Consider the following 15,211-nt stretch of genomic DNA (forward strand, 5'->3'; position numbering starts at 1 on the left):
CAGTTGAGGGGGTAGCTGCGTGTCGCGAGGGTGGGCACGTCGGTGCGCGGATAGACGTCGAGGTCTCCCGATGGTGGAAGTCCTCACGCTCGCCATCAGGACGACCTCGACGTGCCCAACGCCATCTTCGACAGTCCCGATCTGACGACCTTCGCGCGCCTGGACGAGCTCGGCCTCGTCGCTGTCGGTCAATGGCTAACGGCGGAACGGGCGGTGCTCGAATGCCGACTCGCGGAGGAGGATCCGTGGTGCCGCGCTTGCGGAGCGAGTTCGACCTCGCGCGGCACGATCACTCGGTCCCTCACTCACCAGCCGTTCGGCCACCGGCCCACGACGCTGCTGGTGCGGATCCGGCAGTATCTGTGGTCACTGCGGGAACCGCTGAGGCGAGGACACCACCGCCGCAGCGACTGAGCGGGCGAAACTCTCCCGCGGTGGGATGCGGTAGGCACTGGAAGACCTGGTCATCGACCACCTCTCGATCGCACGGGTCGCCGCCGGGCTAGGGGATGCCTGGCACACCGCCAACGACGCCGTCCTCGCCGAGGGCCAGCGGCTGCTCATCGATGACCCCGCCCGCTTCGACAGAGTCCGCGTGATCGGGGTCGACGAGCACGTATGGCGCCACACCAGGCGCGGCGACAAGTACGTCACCGTGATCATCGACCTCACCCCAGCCAGGGACGGGACCGGGCCCGCACGGCTGCTGGACATGATCGAGGGCCGCTCCAAAGCGGCGTTCAAGGCCTGGCTGGAGGCCCACCCCGAGGCATGGAAGGACCGCATCGAGGTGGTGGCGATGGACGAGTTCACCGGATACAGGACCGCCGCCAGCGAAGCCCTACCGGGCGCGGTAGCGCTGATGGATCCCTTCCACGTCGTTCGCCTGGCCGGAGACGCTCTGGACGACTGCCGACGACGCGTCCAGCAACAGCTCCACGAGCGCAGAGACCGCAAGGACGGCCCGCTCTACAAGGCGCGCCGCACCCTCCACACCGGGATGAGCCTGCTGACCGACCGCCAAAAAGAACGCCTCAGCGTCCTCTTCGCCCACGAGAAGCACGCCGCGGTCGAAGCGACCTGGGAGATCTACCAGGCCATGGTCGCCGCGTATCGAGAATTCGACCGCGCAAAGGCTAAAGCCAAGATGGAGAAGGTGATCGCGGCGCTGAGCAAGAAGGTCCCCGACACCCTCGAGGAACTGGGCAAGCTCGGCCGGACACTGACCAAACGCGCCGCCGACGTGCTGGCGTTCTTCGAGCGACTGGGCACCAGCAACGGTCCGACGGAGGCGATCAACGGCCGGCTCGAACACCTGCGCGGCTCCGCCCTCGGCTTCCGCAACCTCACCAACTACATCGCCCGCAGCCTCCTCGAATCAGGCGGCTTCAGACCCTTGCTACACCCTCAAATGCGATGAGCCTCGAATGCAGGATCTTGTGCCGACAGCGGCGCACGATGGTCGCGGGGATCTCGAACAACCGTGCGCGAAACCGTTTGGGCTCCCAGTGACGTGCATCATGGCCGGCCAGCGCGATGGCCTGCATCCAGGCGACGATGACGCCGGCGAGCTGGACGATGGACGTTGATCAGGGTGGCGTCGAGGTCGATGACCAGCGGGGTCTTCGCGCTCGTCCCCTCGGCCGGGGAATGCTCGCCGGCCAGGGCCCAGGCCTGCTCGCGCGCGGCCCTGCGAGCCCTGGCGATCGCGGTCATCACGGCGGGCGCGTCCTCAGCGAGGGTGGTGAGCGTGCGGGAGATCGTTGGGGCCGAGGCGACGTCACCGAACAGGCCCGGCTCGCACCGCAGCAGGTCGGTGTCACGGGCGACCTCCCCGCCCACCGCGAGAGTCATCGCGAGGTCCAGCAGGACCTTGGAGGCGTGATGCTCGGCCAGCGGTTTCGTCCATGAACCCAACGCTTCACGCAGCGAAGAGGCGAGGCCGGTGGCGTGGATCGTGTCGGTCAGCAGCACCGCGCCCGCATGCGAGGCCGCCGGGACCTCAGCGACGTCCACACGCGGGCGGGGGTAGAAGAACACGGTAGGGTGGGACACCTGAAAGGTGCTCCTTCCGGCCAGGGATTACGAGACTCGACACCCCGTATCATCCCAGGCCAGGAGCACCTTTCTCTATGACGCCCACCCGTCGAGACCACACCCCAGTGAAATCTCGAGGTCAGCGGGTGCTCGTGGCAGGGCCTGAACTGTGGTCCGTACACTCCTACTCATGGATGTGCTTGATATTGGACGGATCGTGATAGGACTGGTGCTGCTGGTCTTGGGTGGGGAATTTTTGGTGCGTGGGGCGTCAGCACTGGCCGGACGTTTCGGGATTTCGTCATTGGTGATCGGTCTCACCGTAGTGTCAGCGGCGACGTCGGCACCCGAGTTCGCAGTGAGCGTCAGTGCTGTACTGCGTGATGAACCGGGGCTTGCCGTGGGCAATGTGGTTGGCAGCAACATCGTTAATGTCCTGCTCATCCTGGGACTGTCCGCGCTGGTCGTTCCCCTCGCTGTAAAGCGGAGGCTGGTCCGCTTTGACCTGCCCCTGATGGTCGTCTTGTCAGTTCTACTGCTCCTCGTGTCCCTGGATGGGAGGATCAGTGCGGTGGACGGGCTGATACTATTTTTCGGTGTGGTGATCCACACCATAATGTCCGTGGTGATTAGTCGGCGGGACGCCAAGACCGCGGTGAATGCCCGGGAAGGGACAGGAGATTCGGCAACCGTCGATCCAGCCGACGAGGAAGGGGCTGCGCTAGGCGCCTCGGTCAGCAGGTCGCTCTTCTTTGTGCTGCTGGGGGTCGCGTTGCTGGTCGCCGGTGCCACGCTGCTCGTGGAAGGAGCAGTGAACATAGCCACCACGTTGGGCGTAAGCAGCCTCGTGGTCGGACTGACCGTTGTGGCTGTCGGGACATCGCTGCCCGAGCTGGCGACGTCCATCATTGCCGTGCGTCGCGGTGAACGGGACCTAGCGGTGGGCAACGTGGTCGGCAGCAATATCATCAACATAGGGGTAGTGCTAGGACTAACCGCGCTCATCTCTCTTGAAGGCATTCCCGTATCCGGCGCCGCAGTGGCCTTCGATATCCCAGTAATGCTGGCGGCCGCAGTGGCACTACTGCCGATCGCGTTCACGGGCTTCGCGGTGGCGCGTTGGGAGGGCGGCTTGTTCGTGGTTTTGTACGCCGCCTACACCGGATACCTTGTGCTGGCTGCCACGGCGCACGATGCACTGGAGGGATTCACCGTAGCCATGGCGTGGTTCGTGCTGCCGTTAATCGCACTGACGCTCATTTCCTTTACAGCCTACGAAATCGGGCTCCGCAAGGGACGCCGAGACCTGGACCAGACCACGACTTCGACGTAGACCGTCGAGTGCATTCGGCTGCTGGCTTCATTCAGGTCGTCGGATGAATGTAAATCGGCAAGAGATGACTGTCGGTTGGTGGTGTCATAGCGTCGTAGCAACACTCCCGGTCGGTGGGGGCTCGAGGCGAGGATGCCTGGGATGGTGCGGCGGCGGCTCACGTTCACGGAGCGGATGGAGATCTCGACGGGATCGAAGGCCGGGTGGGGAGTCCGTCGCATCGCTGCTCACCTGGGCAGATGCCCGTCAGTGGTCTCCAGGGAGATGCGACGGAACTCGACGAAGTCCCGTGGCTATCAAGCGGTGACCGCGGACGTGAAAGCGCAACGCCAACGCTCGCGCCCGCAGGTCCGGAAAGTGGCGAAGGACCCGGTGCTCCAGGCGAGGGTGAACGCCGACCTCGCAGCGTCATGGACACCGAACGAGATTGCGGGCCGCTTGCGTCTGGAGGCCGCAGACCCGACCGTTGAACGCATGGCGAACTCTCCCGACGCTCAGGGCAGCACCGTCAGCGGAGAAGCGATCTACCAGTACATCTACGCGATCCCCCGCGGAGAACTCGCCAAGCGTGGGATCTTCTTGCAGTCCAAGCGGACCAAGCGCCGGCCCCGCACCACCGGCCGGACCAGGGGCGGGCCGATCGTGGGGATGGTCCCGCTCGCGGAGCGGGGCGAGGACGCAGCGAAGCGGCGGGTGCCGGGGCACTGGGAGGGCGACCTGATCATCGGGAAGAACGGGGCCTCGTGCGCCGCGCCCCTGGTGGAGCGGATGAGCGGGTTCACGGGCCTGCTCGCCCTGCCCTCCAAACATGCCGAGGGCACGGCGGACGCGGTCATAGAGTACTTCACCGAGCTACCCAGGATGATGCAGGCCTCACTGGCCTGGGATCAGGGCTCCGAGATGGCGCAGCACGCGAAGGTTTCCCTGGCCACGCACATGCCGGTCTACTTCGCTGACCCTCACTCGCCATGGCAGCGGCCGTCCAACGAGAACACGAACCGGCTCTACCGGGAGTACCTCCCCAAGGGCACCGTGATCCCCGACCACCAGCCCTACCTCACCACCATCGCCGAAGAGATCAACAACCGGCCCGCCGCCGACTGGGCTTCCTGACACCGACAGAATCCTTCGCCCGACTACTGGCCGGCGAACCCCATGTTGCTTCCACGCTTTGACACCACCGTTTTGCGGGGCGCCCCGTCAGTGCCGTGTACTGCTGGAGCACCGCCGCGGGGGTACCTCCTCCGACAACGAAGTACTCGAGCGACTCCCCCGTCACGGAGAACTGCACGCGTTCGACGGCCTCGGAGCCAATCTCGTAGGAGACATGACCGGGGTTGTCGACGAAGATGCCGTATCCACGGCTGGAGAGGTAGAACGGCACGTTCTTGTAGGCAAGCTCGCTGGATGTTCCGCCGTCGGCGTTCCAGATGTCAACGGACTGGCCGTTCTTGACCAGGGGTCCGAAACGCTCACCGAGGCCATAGATCAGCTCTCCGACACCGAGGGACAGCTGTTCGTGAATAAACGTTTCGGTGTGCGGTCGAGACGTTTCCGCGCCGGGCTGCGAAGTGATACCGCCGTCGACAACGGCGCCGGGTGCCGTGCGCACATAGCCAAGCGACTTGCTACCACTCGATGTCAAAACGCGGCCCGTGGCGTTCTCCGTGAAGGTGAGGCTCCACGGTGCGCCGAGCAGAATCGTGGCCGTGATGTCGCCGCTGGTCAGAGAAGCGCTCGTGGCGTCGATCGAGATGCTCCCGTGCCCGTCCTCGGCGCCCGGCAAGTCGAAGCTGACCTTTCGCGGTCCGCCATCGTGGTGCACGATGCGCACTCCGATGACTCCTGGGCGCGGAGCGTGAAGCGCCACCGTGAGAATGGCACAGTTCAGCGTGTCTCCGCGTGAGGTGATGTTCTTCGTCGGAACGGTCGCAAAGAGCGTGTTGCCGTCCTGCCAGAAATCGTGTGTCTCGCGCCGTTCTTCTGATCCCCACGCGCCCGAAAGTGGCGACGGCGCCTTTTCATTCGAAGCGCTTCGACTGCCCGCGGCGTCGACTATACGCAGACTGCGACGCACACCGCAACACCCGTCGCAAAGAGCCGGGACGCCTGTTGCTCGTCCTCATCATTTCCTGATATGTTCTCAATCGCAACAATTCACCGACGCTGCTGAACGAGGTCACTCCATGTCACTTACTCCCACCAAGGCCGATCGCTTCTCCTTCGGCCTCTGGACCATTGGCTACAACGGCACCGACCCGTTCGGCGGCCCCACCCGCCCTGCGCTCGACGTCGTCCACGGCGTCGAAAAGCTCGCGGAGCTCGGCGCATACGGCCTGACGTTCCACGACGACGACCTGTTCGCCTTCGGATCGACCGATGCCGAACGTCAGAAGCAGATCGACCGCCTGACCCAGGCACTGTCCGACACCGGAATCATCGTGCCGATGGTCACGACAAACCTGTTCAGCGCGCCCGTGTTCAAGGACGGTGGATTCACCTCCAACGATCGCGCCGTCCGACGCTTCGCCCTGCGCAAGGTGCTCCGCAACATCGATCTCGCCGCCGAGCTCGGGGCAAAAACGTTCGTGATGTGGGGAGGCCGCGAGGGCGCCGAGTACGACTCAGCCAAAGACGTTCAGTCCGCTCTCGCTCGGTACAAGGAAGCCGTCGACCTGCTCAGCCAGTATGTCGTCGACAAGGGATACGATCTGCGCTTCGCGATCGAGCCGAAGCCGAACGAGCCCCGCGGCGACATCCTCCTGCCGACCCTCGGACACGCCCTCGCGTTCATCAACTCGCTCGAACGACCCGACATGGTCGGTCTGAACCCCGAAACGGGACACGAGCAGATGGCCGGTCTGAACTTCGCCGCCGGCATCGCACAGGCGCTGTTCCACGGCAAGCTCTTCCACATCGACCTCAACGGCCAGCGCGGCATCAAGTACGACCAGGACCTCGTCTTCGGACACGGCGATCTTCACAACGCGTTCGCTCTCGTTGATCTTCTGGAGCACGGCGCACCGAACGGCGGCCCCGCGTACGACGGCCCGCGCCACTTCGACTACAAGCCGAGCCGCACAGAGGACGAGCAGGGAATCTGGGATTCGGTCTCCGCGAACATGCGTACCTACCTCCTGCTGAAGGAGCGCGCTGACGCTTTCCGCGCCGACCCCGAGGTACAGGAGGCGCTGAGGGTGTCGAAGGTCGCCGAACTGGCGCAGCCCACACTCTCGGCAGGCGAGTCGTACGCGGATCTCCTCGCCGACGCTTCGGCGTACGAGAACTTCGACGCCGACAGCTACCTCGGCGGCCACGGATTCGGGTTCGTCCGCCTGCAGCAGCTCGCCACCGAACACCTGCTCGGCGCACGCTGAGATGAGCACCCCTTCCCGACTCGTCGCCGGCATCGATTCGTCGACGCAAAGCTGCAAGGTCACCATCGTTGATGTGGCCACGGGAGCAATCGTGCGCGAAGGCCGCGCATCACACCCCGACGGAACGGAAGTCGACCCGTCGGCGTGGTGGGAAGCGCTTCAGCAGGCAGCCTCGGAAGCCGGCGGGTTCGCGGACGTCGCCGCCGTGTCGGTCGCGGGGCAGCAACACGGATGCGTCGCGTTGGACGCCGACGGCAGAGTTCTCCGCCCGGCGCTTCTCTGGAACGACACTCGCTCGGCCGGTGCCGCGGCCGATCTCGTCAGCGAGGTCGGAGAGGATGTGTACGCTCGCCGCACGGGCCTGGTCCCCGTTGCGTCGTTCACCGTGACCAAGCTGCGCTGGATCGCCGATAACGAGCCCGAGATCGCCGCGCGAATCGCCGCCGTCGCCCTTCCGCATGATTGGCTCACGTGGCGGCTTCGCGGCTTCGGACCGCGGGAGGAGTCGGCGAACGGGCCTGTTCTCGACGAACTCGTCACCGATCGTTCCGATGCGAGCGGCACGGGATACTTCGACCCCGGCCGAAACGCCTACGACCGCGAGCTTCTGTCACGCGCTTTGCGCCGTGATGCCCGCGACGTGGTCCTGCCACGGGTGCTCGCGCCGTCCGAGGGGGTAAACGGGCCGAACCTCATCGTCGCGGCGGGCGCGGGGGACAACGCCGGCGCGGCGCTTGGCCTCGGCGCACAGACGGGCGATATCGGTGTATCGATCGGCACCAGCGGCACCGTGTTCGCGGTGTCGGCGACTCCCGTCAGCGACCCCACGGGAACGGTGGCGGGCTTCGCCGACGCTGCCGGAGGGTTTCTGCCGATCGTCACTACCCTGAACGCCGCACGGGCTCTCGACCAGGTGGCCGCTCTGCTCGGCGTCACCCATGCGGAACTGTCGGACCTTGCCCTCTCAGCGGAGCCAGGATCCGGCGGCCTCGTTCTGCAGCCGTGGTTCGAAGGAGAGCGCACACCGAATCTGCCGGACGCAACGGCAACGCTTTTCGGCATGACTCTCGCGGCGGCAACGCGCGAGAACCTGGCGCGCGCCGTGATCGAGGGAGTTCTGTGCTCGCTCGCGGCCGGACTCGATGCGATCCGATCACACGGGGTCGTTGCTGAGCGGATCATGCTGACGGGAGGCGCGGCGAAAAGCCCCGCGATCCGTCAGATCGCCGCGGAGGTGTTCGATGTTCCCGTCATCGTTCCTGAGCCCGGCGAATATGTGGCGATGGGGGCGGCTGCTCAGGCCGCGTGGGCTCTCGACGGGTCACGCCCCGCGTGGCGGCCCCCGGTTCTCGCGGAGCTACCCGCTCACACGGTTGGTGCCATCCGCCACGCGTACGACGCCCGCACCCCCTAGTGTGCGTGCGGGGCACAGCGATGCTCTGAGCTTCGCCGTGCCCCGCACGATCTCCTACGCCGGCTGGGGAACGCGGGCCGAGACGACGATTCCCGTATCCGTAGCACTCACGACGGCGGTTGATCCGCTCGTCAGCTCTCCGGAGACGAACAGATCGGCGATTCGATCGTCGACCTCCCGCTGAATCAGTCGGCGAAGCGGCCGAGCGCCGTATTCCGGCTGATGACCGTTCCGCGCAAGCCACTCGCGTGCGTCGTCCGTCACCTCGAGCACAACCTCACGCGCCTCGAGCCGTTTCACCGTTGCGTCGAGGAGGTGAGCGACAATCTCGCTCAGCTGTTCGGGATCGAGCTTCCGGAAGAGCACGATGTCATCGATGCGGTTGAGGAATTCCGGTCGCATGTTCTCTCGCAGCCTCCCCATGACGCGCGCACGCACATCGTCGTCATGCAGGTCACGGGAGCCGGAAGTGAAGCCCATCGTGCCGGCGCGCGACGCCAGGAACTCGCTTCCGAGGTTCGACGTCATGATCACAACGGTATTGCGGAAATCCACCGTCCGACCCTGCCCGTCCGTCAAACGGCCGTCGTCAAGAAGCTGCAACAGGACGTTGAAGACGTCGGGATGAGCCTTTTCGATTTCATCGAAGAGCACGATCGAGTACGGCCGGCGCCGCACGCGTTCCGTCAGCTGACCGGCCTCGTCGAAGCCGACGTATCCGGGAGGAGCACCGACGAGGCGACTGACGGTGTGACGCTCGCCGAACTCGCTCATGTCGAAGCGGACGATGGCGGAGTCATCGTCGAACAGGCTTCCGGCGAGGGCCTTGGCGAGCTCGGTCTTACCCACCCCCGTCGGACCCAAGAAAAGAAAGGAGCCGATGGGCCGGTTTGCGTCTCCCATACCCGTCCGGCTTCGGCGCACAGCGCGTGCGACCGCCGTGACCGCATCACTTTGGCCGACAACGCGCTCGTGGAGCTCGGACTCGAGGCCGGCAAGTCGCTCACGTTCCGTCTCCGTCACGCGGTTCGCCGGGATTCCGGTCGCGCGGCTAATGACCTCGGCAATCTCCGCCTCGCCGACGACGACAGTGGTCTCCGTGTTCGTGTGCGCAGCCTCGCTCAGTCGCTTCTGCAGGTCGGCTATCTCATCGCGAAGGCGCGACGCCTCTTCGTACCGTTCGGAGGACACGGCGAGGTTTTTCTCGGCCTCTCGCATCGCCAGCTGCTCACGAAGCGCGTCGACGTCCACGTCAGCACCGCGACCAAGGCGCACGCGCGCTCCCGCCTGGTCGATCAGATCGATCGCCTTGTCGGGAAGAACGCGCTCCGGCACGTATCGGTCACTGAACACAACGGCGGCCTGAAGCGCCTCATCTGTATAGGTAACATTGTGGTGCTCTTCATAGGCGCCGCGCAGGCCCTGCAGAATGGCGATGGCGTCTGCTGGGCTTGGCTCGTCAACGCGCACGGGCTGAAACCGCCGTGCCAGGGCCGCGTCTTTTTCGATCCGACGGAACTCGCTCAGCGTTGTGGCACCGATCAGGCGCAGATCACCGCGCGCGAGACGAGGCTTCAAGATGTTTCCGGCATCAAGCGATCCGCTGTCTCCTCCGCCTCCGGCGCCTACGATCGTGTGCAACTCGTCGATAAACAGGATGACCTCGCCAGCCGACGCCGAAACCTCCTCGAGGACGGTGGTCAGGCGTTCTTCGAAATCGCCGCGATAGCGCGCTCCGGAGAGCATGCTGGCCATGTCAAGGCTGATCACCCTCTTCCCGTGCAGTTGTTGTGGCACCTCACCTGCGACGATGGCGCTGGCAAGGCCCTCGGCGATCGCTGTTTTGCCCACGCCGGCCTCGCCAACAAGAACCGGGTTGTTCTTGGTGCGGCGCGCGAGAATCTCGATCGTGCTCTCCACCTCGTCTGCGCGTCCGATGACGGGGTCGATCAGGCCATCACGCGCGCGCTGCGTCAAGTCACGGCCGTAGGTGTCCAGCATCGACGGAGATTCCTCCTGCTCCCCGTTCGCCGTCGCAGCCTGTTGCTCGCGTGCGCCGTGCAGGAGAGCATCAGCGGTCACTCCGTGCGCCGCGAGAATGCGCCCCGATGGGCTGTCCTGCGCGAGAACAAGAGCGAAGAAGAGGTGCTCGGGATCGATGTAGGTCGACCCGGATGAGCGCGCGACCTGGAGCGCGTGGAACAGTGCGCGCTGCACGGACGCGGTCATCTGCGCGTGTTCTGCTCCCGACGGCCCAGAAGCCTGCGGCAAGGACGCCTGTGCCTGTTCGGCCAGGGCATCGGGTTCGACCCCGATCCCCTCCAGCGCGCTGCGCACTGTGGCGTCGTTCGTCAACACGCTGAGCAGGTGCAACGCGTCGAGTTCGCTCTGGCCGCGTTTCAGGGCGAACCCACCCGCGCGCTGGATCACCTGGTAGGTGCGCGAGCTCATCAGCTTCCGGATATCGATCGCCCGCCCCTGGCGCGCACGATCTCCCTGCAAGTAGCGCGCGAGGAACTCGTCGAAGGAGTCGGCGTCCTGCGGGATGTTCGTGTTTGTCATGTCTCCTCCATGGCGAAGTTGATGTGAGCAGACTCAAGTTTCAAACTTGAGCCCTGCCTTGTCAAGTCCAACGCCACACCGCATCGAGTATTCCCGGAACACTAAAAAACCCGCACCCTCGCGGGTGCGGGCAGACAGGAGGTGAACTCAAGTCAGAGCTTTTCCGGAGCCGGCGGCCGAGCAGCACGGGCAGCGGCCAAAAGCAAAACGAACGTCACCACGGCCGGAATCCCGAGAACCATCCCCGCATTCAGGTTCGCGAACTCGCCCGTAATCGCACCAATGGCAATCGCGAAGATCATCGCTTGCACGACAATTCCCCCCGACCGCCCCCACGAGTGCCCCGCGGCCACGCCGACACCGAAGGCGCACACACCGGCCGCTGCTGCGAGGGTCATCACGATCAGCGCAATCGAGCTGGCGAGCGACATCACCTCGCCGCGGAACAGTTCAACGACCTGCCAGGCCGCGAGAACCGCAATGCCGATGCCCTCCACAATCAGAAGAGCGGACGCCGCGATCGTCGAAGCGGAGCGCGAACCGGAGGAGGAAGACATGAATCCCTTCGCGGCTGAGCCAGGCGAGGGAACCTTGTATGTTCCGTCCGAAACTGCACGGATCTGAAAAAACCCTTGCCTGACGGCATCACCTGTATGACAATTGTTAACGGTGTGTTTCCCACAGCGTGGTGGGGCCCAGGAAGAGAGATCCTGACTCACATCCAGCGTAGTCGACCCGCAGACTCGCGCTGAAATTCACCCCCACACAACCCCACCTCGCTAGGAGCACCCCCGCATGGATTGGCGCGACAAGTCTGCTTGCCTCACGGTTGACCCCGAGTTGTTCTTCCCGGTCGGCAACACTGGGCCGGCCGTCGACCAGATCGAAAAGGCAAAGTCGGTGTGCGCTCGCTGCACCGTCACGGAGGTCTGCCTGCAGTATGCCCTCGAGACCGGTCAGGACTCGGGCGTCTGGGGAGGGCTCAGCGAAGACGAGCGCCGCGCTCTCAAGCGTCGCGCTGCCCGCGCCCGTCGCGCAAGCTAAGCAGCCGGCTGTCGCGCGAGAATCGTCTCCTGCGACAACGCCGTGACGTGTGCCCCGGTCGCTCGCGACCGGGGCACACATTTTCTGTTTTTGCGGCACACTCCCGCGCCCGCTGAGACGCTGCTATTTGATCCAGCGCATCGGAACGTTGATGTCGACGCCGGTTCCGCCGTCAAACGCCGTTCCCGTTCCGCTCGTCGTGCTCCACTCGATCGTTCCGCTGAGCTCGCCCTGAATCAGCGTCCGAACGATCTGTGTACCCAGACCCCGTCCGACGCGTCCCTCGGGAAGACCAGCCCCCGTGTCGCGAACACGCACGCTCAACCGTTCTTCGGAACGCTCGGCGATGATCTCCACCTCGCCCTCCCGTCCGGCCAGACCATGCTCAACAGCGTTGGTGACCACCTCGGTGAGCGCGAGAGCGAGAGGCGTCGCGTACTCGCTCGGAAGAGTTCCAAAGGCACCCGTTGTTCGCGTCTTGGCCACGGTGTTCTGAGCGGCGGCAACTTCGGCGACGAGGCGCAGAACGCGCGCGAAGACCTCGTCGAAGTCGACGTTTTGCGCGAGACCTTCGGACAGGGTGTCGTGGACAACAGCGATCGCCGCGACGCGCTGCATGGCTTGCAGCAGCGATTCGCGAGCTTCTTCGCTCGAGGTTCGGCGCGACTGAATTCGCAACAGCGACGCGACCGTCTGCAGGTTGTTCTTGACGCGGTGATGAATCTCACGGATGGTCGCGTCCTTCGTCAGGATCTCCTGCTCCTGACTACGAAGTTCGCTGACATCGCGACAGAGCACGATCGCTCCCAGGCGCTGGCCATGATCGCGCAACGGAATAACGCGCAGCGAAACCGTCACGCCCCGAGCCTGAACATCGCTGCGCCATGGTGAACGCCCCGACAACAAAACGGGAAGCGACGCCTCATCAGCGGATGCATCGAGCGCGGCCGGAAGTACCTTGCGCGCCACGTCCGAGAGGGTCTCCCCCTCGAGCTCGTCGACGAACCCAATGCGGTTGAAGGCGCTCAGCCCATTCGGGCTGGCGAATGTCACAACACCGTCGACGTCGAGACGAATCAAACCGTCCGCCGCGCGAGGTGTTCCGCGCCGCGGGCCCATGGGGGCGGTCACGTCGGGGTAATCGCCCGTGGCGATCATGCCAAAGATTGCATCGGCGCATTCGTCGAACGTGTGCTGCTGACGCGACGGTGCGCGCACTTCGCCCAGGTTGGTGTGACGCGTCAGAACACCGATAACGGCGGTGCCGCCCTCGTCGCGGCGCACGATCGGAACGGCCTTAACGCGGGTGGGCGTCTCCTCGAACCACTCGGGACTCGTCGAATCGACGATGACGCCCGAATCGAAGGCGTCCGTCACCTGACGCTGCCACTGCGGTCGCACTTTCTCGCCGACGATATCGCGATAAAACAGGGTGGACGCACCGCTCGGGCGAACATGACCGACGGCCCGGAAGGAGTCGTCTTCTGTCTGACCCCAGATGACGATGTCCGCCGACGCGAGGTCGGCGAGCAGTTGCCCGTCGCCGTGCACACGGTGCAGCCATTCGATGTCCGTCTCTCCGAGACGGTTCTGGGCAGTAAGCAGATCACTGAGGGTCGACACCCTTCACAGCGTAGCGGCGAGTCCGCGTATCCCCTGCGCAAGGGGCGAGCCGCGTCGCGGTGACAGCACGGGTCGAGCATCGAGCAACGCCCGATCTGCGGTTCGCATATCGTGCGGAAGAAACGCGATCTGGTCAAGCGCCGCAAACCTTCCGAGAAGCCGGCGCGCTTGCGACTTCCCGTCAACGCCCAGCGCGCCACGACGAAGGTGATTGACGACGGGAATGATGGTGGCTGTCGGTGCGATCTCCTGAATCTGCGTCACGCCGCGAACGAATCGCGCCAAGCCCACCGCATCGGCCGAGGCGACCGCCACGACGCGATCAGCGGCCGCGAGCGCGGCGAGCGTCGCGGCGTTCCGGCTCGGAGCATCGGCGTCGCTCAGAACCTCCTCGCTCGACTCCAGCGGAGCTGCGACATCGACGATCACATCGTCGCACCAGGAGCGGGCCGTGTCTAGCGCCGCATGCACCCGCCGAGCGGAGAGCTCCGGCCATCGTGATGGCCGGTTGATCCCGGTGAGCACTTCCAGCGGCTGGCGGCCAATTTCCACGGGCACGCTGAGTCTGGTCAGTTCGGGCCCGTCCAGGACGCCGTAGTCGGTCTGGCGGCACGCCGCGGGAAAACCCGGCGCATCGTCCGCCAGTCCGAGCCGTTGGGCTACTGCCGGAGCGTGTGTGTCGGCGTCGACGATCGCCGTGCGAACGCCTCCCATCGCGCGAGACGCGGCAATGGCCATCGCCAGTGTTGTGCGCCCGGGCGCACCATGCGGACCCCACACAACCGTGATCGCACCACGCTGCTGCCCGCCATCCGAAACATCGCGAGGCAGGTCTCCCCCTGTGACGATCGCTGCCGCGATCTCCGCGGCGTCGCCGTCGATATCGTGTGCGCGGTCCAGGCCGAAGGACGCCGCCGCTCTGCTCTCGGCTGCGCGCGCGGCCACGGGGACGATCCGAACCGCATTGCGGTCGCAGAGCGCGACAACGTCGGGAACGAGAACGGCTCGCGTCGTGTGGAGAACAATCGTTTCGGCGTCCCGCAGCATCTCCCGCGTCCGACTCGCGGCGTCAGCTACGGCCTGGACCATGTCGTGCGGCCGCAGCAATCCTGCGACGTCGATTCCCTCGGCGGAGAGATCGCGGGCGATACGGGATCCGTGTGGTTCGTCGGCGGCGACGATCGTTGTCACGACGTGCCTCCGGCGTGAACGGGGACGGCCGAGAGCGCTGATCCTCCTGCGACGTGGTCGAGCACGACGGACACATCACCTCGCCCGATCACCAGCTCCAGTCGCGTGCCCTCGCGGGAGACCATGCCGTCATCAGCGAGCACACTCGCAACGACGGCGTCCGAGACGATCACGAGCGGCTCTTCGTATTGCCCCGGCGCTTCGAGCCGCGCCGCCCACAGTTCGACCGTGCTTCCTGCCGAAACGCCTGCGGGAACTTCGAGAGCGCTCCGAACAACGACGCTCGTGAGATCGGACGCCGTGATGTCGCCCGTCGCCGCAGTGGCGATGAGCTCACCCTGCCCAATCGAACGCGTCGCGACCAGGCCATCGATGAGTGCTTCCGGAGGCAAATACAGCGACTCTGCCTGGCCCAGCTGCGCCTCGATTTCGACGACATCTCCCGCGGAGATCACCTGGCCGGGAACGATGGGCGACGCTGCCGCCAACACGGGGAAGGTCTCGCGTGCGCTCTGCACAACCCACCACACGCCAACGACAGAAGCCGCAACAAGAGCGATTCCGACCGCCAGCCGCAGATCAAGCAATGGCGAACGCTGGCGCCGACCAGAACGGGAAATACTCTTCATG

Annotated in this window: 9 protein-coding genes and 4 pseudogenes; 6 read left to right on the plus strand and 7 right to left on the minus strand. The window is 65.2% G+C overall.

From position 1 onward, the window contains the following. Positions 1-111: 111 nt before the first annotated feature. Positions 112-1,420, plus strand: a pseudogene (locus tag G6N81_RS04195) (ISL3 family transposase). Positions 1,421-1,578: 158 nt separating this feature from the next. Here G6N81_RS04195 and G6N81_RS04205 read toward each other — a convergent pair. After that, positions 1,579-2,055: pseudogene (locus G6N81_RS04205) on the minus strand (transposase); the annotation flags it as partial. Positions 2,056-2,227: 172 nt separating this feature from the next. Between G6N81_RS04205 and G6N81_RS04210 the strand changes: the two are divergent. Then, positions 2,228-3,370 (plus strand): calcium/sodium antiporter, encoded by a 1,143-nt coding sequence (locus tag G6N81_RS04210; RefSeq protein ID WP_165133523.1) that lies wholly within the window; start codon positions 2,228-2,230, stop codon positions 3,368-3,370. 141 nt (positions 3,371-3,511) lie between these two features. Beyond that, positions 3,512-4,545: pseudogene (locus G6N81_RS04215) on the plus strand (IS30 family transposase). Positions 4,546-4,748: 203 nt separating this feature from the next. Here the strand turns inward: G6N81_RS04215 and G6N81_RS04220 are convergent. Beyond that, positions 4,749-5,447 (minus strand): annotated as a pseudogene (locus G6N81_RS04220) (hypothetical protein); the annotation flags it as partial. Between the two features lie 109 nt (positions 5,448-5,556). On the opposite strand from G6N81_RS04220, the gene xylA reads away from it, so the two are divergent. Next, a complete protein-coding gene (xylA, locus tag G6N81_RS04225) occupies positions 5,557-6,747 on the plus strand; it encodes a xylose isomerase (RefSeq protein ID WP_165133526.1) in 1,191 nt (396 codons plus the stop codon). 1 nt (position 6,748) lies between these two features. Continuing rightward, entirely contained in the window at positions 6,749-8,161 is a 1,413-nt protein-coding gene (xylB, locus tag G6N81_RS04230; RefSeq protein WP_165133529.1) for a xylulokinase, read from the plus strand. A 54-nt stretch (positions 8,162-8,215) separates the two neighbouring features. Here xylB and G6N81_RS04235 read toward each other — a convergent pair whose 3' ends face one another. Together G6N81_RS04235 and G6N81_RS04240 are read right to left on the minus strand one after the other, a co-directional pair. Beyond that, on the minus strand, positions 8,216-10,723 hold the full coding sequence (locus tag G6N81_RS04235; RefSeq protein ID WP_165133532.1) for an ATP-dependent Clp protease ATP-binding subunit: 2,508 nt from the start codon (positions 10,721-10,723) through the stop codon (positions 8,216-8,218). Between the two features lie 152 nt (positions 10,724-10,875). After that, on the minus strand, positions 10,876-11,280 hold the full coding sequence (locus tag G6N81_RS04240) for a histidine kinase (protein WP_165133535.1): 405 nt from the start codon (positions 11,278-11,280) through the stop codon (positions 10,876-10,878). 238 nt (positions 11,281-11,518) lie between these two features. Between G6N81_RS04240 and G6N81_RS04245 the strand changes: the two genes are divergently transcribed. Then, positions 11,519-11,767, plus strand: a complete 249-nt coding sequence (locus tag G6N81_RS04245; protein ID WP_055967481.1) for a WhiB family transcriptional regulator — start codon at positions 11,519-11,521, stop codon at positions 11,765-11,767. Positions 11,768-11,890: 123 nt separating this feature from the next. On the opposite strand, the gene G6N81_RS04250 is transcribed toward G6N81_RS04245, so the two are convergent. From G6N81_RS04250 to G6N81_RS04260, 3 genes are read right to left on the minus strand one after another with little or no spacing between them, the layout of a single operon-like run. Next, positions 11,891-13,390 (minus strand): sensor histidine kinase, encoded by a 1,500-nt coding sequence (locus G6N81_RS04250; RefSeq protein WP_165133538.1) that lies wholly within the window; start codon positions 13,388-13,390, stop codon positions 11,891-11,893. A 3-nt stretch (positions 13,391-13,393) separates the two neighbouring features. Further along, complete coding sequence (locus G6N81_RS04255) at positions 13,394-14,581, minus strand: CpaE/TadZ family protein (RefSeq protein ID WP_165133541.1); 1,188 nt, start codon at positions 14,579-14,581, stop codon at positions 13,394-13,396. Further along, positions 14,578-15,210, minus strand: a complete 633-nt coding sequence (locus G6N81_RS04260; protein ID WP_165133544.1) for an SAF domain-containing protein — start codon at positions 15,208-15,210, stop codon at positions 14,578-14,580. The genes G6N81_RS04255 and G6N81_RS04260 overlap by 4 nt, the downstream gene beginning before the upstream one ends. Position 15,211 lies beyond the last annotated feature (1 nt).

The sequence above is a fragment of the Microbacterium amylolyticum genome (genome assembly GCF_011046975.1).
Lineage (GTDB): Bacteria > Actinomycetota > Actinomycetes > Actinomycetales > Microbacteriaceae > Microbacterium > Microbacterium amylolyticum.

Excerpts from the sequence above, each read along its gene's own strand:
- G6N81_RS04210 (WP_165133523.1), top strand. The coding sequence starts at position 2,228 with ATGGATGTGCTTGATATTGGACGGATCGTGATAGGACTGGTGCTGCTG.
- xylA (WP_165133526.1), top strand. The coding sequence starts at position 5,557 with ATGTCACTTACTCCCACCAAGGCCGATCGCTTCTCCTTCGGCCTCTGG.
- xylB (WP_165133529.1), top strand. The coding sequence starts at position 6,749 with ATGAGCACCCCTTCCCGACTCGTCGCCGGCATCGATTCGTCGACGCAA.
- G6N81_RS04235 (WP_165133532.1), bottom strand. The coding sequence starts at position 10,723 with ATGACAAACACGAACATCCCGCAGGACGCCGACTCCTTCGACGAGTTC.
- G6N81_RS04240 (WP_165133535.1), bottom strand. The coding sequence starts at position 11,280 with ATGTCTTCCTCCTCCGGTTCGCGCTCCGCTTCGACGATCGCGGCGTCC.
- G6N81_RS04245 (WP_055967481.1), top strand. The coding sequence starts at position 11,519 with ATGGATTGGCGCGACAAGTCTGCTTGCCTCACGGTTGACCCCGAGTTG.
- G6N81_RS04260 (WP_165133544.1), bottom strand. The coding sequence starts at position 15,210 with ATGAAGAGTATTTCCCGTTCTGGTCGGCGCCAGCGTTCGCCATTGCTT.